The sequence below is a fragment of the uncultured Proteiniphilum sp. genome (genome assembly GCF_937873925.1).
Taxonomy (GTDB): Bacteria; Bacteroidota; Bacteroidia; order Bacteroidales; family Dysgonomonadaceae; genus Proteiniphilum.
This window is the reverse complement of the sequence record NZ_CALNAT010000212.1, coordinates 1-3,200: the sequence shown is the minus strand read 5'-3', so window position 1 is coordinate 3,200 and position 3,200 is coordinate 1. Positions and strand designations below refer to the sequence as shown.

Annotated in this window: 3 protein-coding genes; all 3 read left to right on the top strand. The window is 43.3% G+C overall.

Annotated features, from left to right (window positions below; translation table 11 throughout):
- Positions 1-935 (top strand): DUF349 domain-containing protein (locus tag Q0502_RS14315; RefSeq protein WP_298652043.1); only part of this gene is annotated, 935 nt, incomplete at its 5' end.
- 256 nt (positions 936-1,191) lie between these two features.
- Positions 1,192-2,154 (top strand): glycoside hydrolase family 43 protein, encoded by a 963-nt coding sequence (locus Q0502_RS14310; RefSeq protein ID WP_298652040.1) that lies wholly within the window; start codon positions 1,192-1,194, stop codon positions 2,152-2,154.
- Positions 2,155-2,254: 100 nt separating this feature from the next.
- The coding region (locus Q0502_RS14305; protein WP_366521806.1) for a sugar-binding domain-containing protein at positions 2,255-3,200 on the top strand (946 nt) is incomplete at its 3' end.

Here is a 3,200-nt window from a genome sequence, read left to right as displayed (position 1 = left end):
GCGAAACGCTTGAAGCCATCGACTATTCGAAATTAAACTCCGTTAGGGATTGGAACAACAAGATCAAGGAAGTTCTTGATATTCAGAAGCAATGGCGTGAGATAGGCTATGTGCCAAAAAAATGGAACACCAAAATATACGACCGTTACCGTGCTGCCTGTGACTTCTTTTTCCGTAATAAAAACGATTTCTACAAATCGATGCACGGCGAAATGGAGGAAAACCTGAAAAAGAAAATTGCCCTGTGTGAACGTGCCGAAGCATTGAAGGATAGTCAGGATTGGAAAAAAACAACGCAGGAAATGATCTCCATCCAGAAAGAGTGGAAAACGATCGGTATCGTTCCCCGAAAGTATGTTGACAGCACATGGAAACGGTTTATTTCCGCATGCGATTATTTCTTTGAACAGAAGAAACTCCACACCTCTACTCAACACGATGAAGAGGCTAAAAACTTTGAAAAGAAAAAAGAGGTAGTAGAAAAGATCAACAAGTTGGATGTTTCCCTGACTCCTGAGCAAGCATTGCCGCTGTTAAGGGAGCTTATGGATGAGTGGTACGGGATCGGACACGTGCCGTTCAAGGTCAAGGACAGGGCTTACAAAGAGTTCTATGATGCAACAGAAGCTCAGTTTGACAGGTTGAACATTGACAAGACCGACAGGAAACTGGACAGCTTTAAGTCGAATATCTCCGATATAGCCAGATCGGATAATGCCAAAGGCCAGTTGCTGCGCGAACGCGAAAGGCTGATGCGCCAGTACGAGCGTATGAAAACGGAATTACAGACGTACGAAAACAACATCGGCTTCTTATCGGTCTCGTCGAAAAAAGGCAATAACCTGGTGGACGACATGAACCAAAAGATGAAAAAGATAAAATCAGAACTCGATCTGCTGGTGAAAAAAATTGCAGCTATTGACGAGGAATTATAATATTTTTCTGTGACAAAAGCAGGGCGATCATTTTTTTGGGTCGCCTTTTTTTTACCTGGGTTTACAAGCATCCATCCTTGAAAGAGTAAAATCTGAAAACAATCGCTGGGCTGTAAACTTTTAGATTAAACGGACTAACAGGCTTTTGACAAAAAAGTATTATTTTTTTAAACATTTTAACTATTTTCGTAAAATAACTACGCTTCTCCTACTGACTACCTCTAGCCGGGGGAGGTATTTAAAAATTACAACAGAGATGAAAACATACCGCTACATGCTGTTTATTGGTTTGCTCCTAATCGTATCGTCCTGCAAAGGTGTTGACAAGGCAGTTGAAACGATTCGCCACACCACTCCTGTTTCGTTGGGCGATCCGTTTATCATGCTGCATCAAGGCGTATATTACGCTTACGGCACTCAGGCTGAAGATGGAATTGAAGTATACACATCAGACAATCTTGAAGAGTGGAAAAAGGCTCCGGCTCTCGCCTTGCACAAGGATAACTCTTTTGGTGAGAAATGGTTTTGGGCGCCTGAAGTATATTCCGTAAACGGAAAGTTTTACATGTATTATACGGCAGAAGAACATATGTGTGCGGCAACTTCTGATTCTCCGCTGGGTCCGTTTATCCAAGAGGTAAAAAAACCGATGCTGGAAGGTGAAAAGACAATTGATAATTCTCTGTTTATCGATGATGACGGAACTCCTTACCTTTTCTTCGATCGGTTTAATGACGGGCTAAATATCTGGGTCGCAGAACTGGAAGAGGATCTGATAACCATCAAAAAGCAAACGTTACATCCGTGCATTCATGTATCTCAAGAATGGGAAAAAGTATGGCCCAGGGTAAATGAAGGTGCTTTCGTAACAAAACATAACGGTATGTATTACATGACGTATTCTGCAAACAGCTATGAAAGTCCGTTCTATGGCGTTGGGTGCGCTACCGCCACGGATATCATGGGTGAATGGACAAAGTATCCGAATAATCCCCTGCTGCAGAAACCCGGTAATCTGATCGGTGTAGGGCATAGCGCATTATTCCGGGATAAAAAGAGGAATCTGCGAATAGTTTTTCATGCACATCATGACGATAAAAATATACATCCGCGAAAGATGTATATCGGAAAAGTAGAATTCAAACAAGAAGGGGAGGTGGATAAACTCTATATTTCCCAAGAATACCTGATACCGAAATTAGCCGTTTCCAAGTATTGAATCCGTTAGACATCGTTTACTCCCTGGAGTCCTTTGTTATTCTTTCTAAAATAACTATTTTCGTGGAATAAAAATATTAATTCATTAAAATAATATCAGCATGAAATCAAAGTTAGTCGTATTCATTTTGCTTGCAACAACGCTTTCACTTTCCGCTCAGTGGAAACCGGCGGGAGACAGGCTTAAAACCCGTTGGGCTTCACAGATTGATGTGGACAACGTATTGCCGGAATACCCCCGGCCCATCATGGAGCGCTCCCAATGGGAGAACCTCAATGGATTGTGGGATTATGCCATTTTACCGGTCGGTAAACAAACCCCGACTTCTTTCGATGGAAAAATCCTTGTTCCGTTTGCTGTTGAATCGAGTTTGTCGGGCGTGCAGAAAAGATTAGGAAGCGAGAACGAGCTCTGGTATCAACGGGAGTTCACCGTTCCTTCCAACTGGAAAAACAACAGGATCCTGCTTCATTTTGGAGCTGTAGACTGGAAAGCCGATGTCTGGGTAAACGACGTTAAGGTAGGACAACACACCGGCGGATACGCTCCGTTCTCATTTGACGTAACACCCGCTTTGAAAAGCGGAGCGAACAAAATGATCGTGAAAGTATGGGACGGAACCGACCAGGGATACCAGCCCCGGGGAAAACAGGTAAATAATCCGCACGGTATATGGTATACTCCGGTAAGCGGCATCTGGCAAACCGTATGGATGGAACCTGTTCCGGAGAAGTACATTGAAAATGTAAAGATTACACCGGACATCGATAAGAACATCATAAATGTTGAAGCGTTTATCAATCAACCAGCTTCTTCCGATAGGATCGAAGTGAAAGTGATGGAGGGTTCCCGTGTTGTGGCTACCGGACAGTCTATCAACAACCAGCCGGTTGAAGTGTCCATGCCGACGAATCCCCGGTTATGGTCGCCTAATGATCCTTTCTTGTATGATTTGGAAGTAACTGTGTTTAACGGTTCGAAACAGCTGGACAAGGTGAAAAGCTACACAGCCATGCGCAAATATTCAACCAAGCGCGATGACAAAG

Coding starts and splice junctions, on each gene's coding strand:
- Q0502_RS14310 (WP_298652040.1), top strand. CDS start 1,192: ATGAAAACATACCGCTACATGCTGTTTATTGGTTTGCTCCTAATCGTA.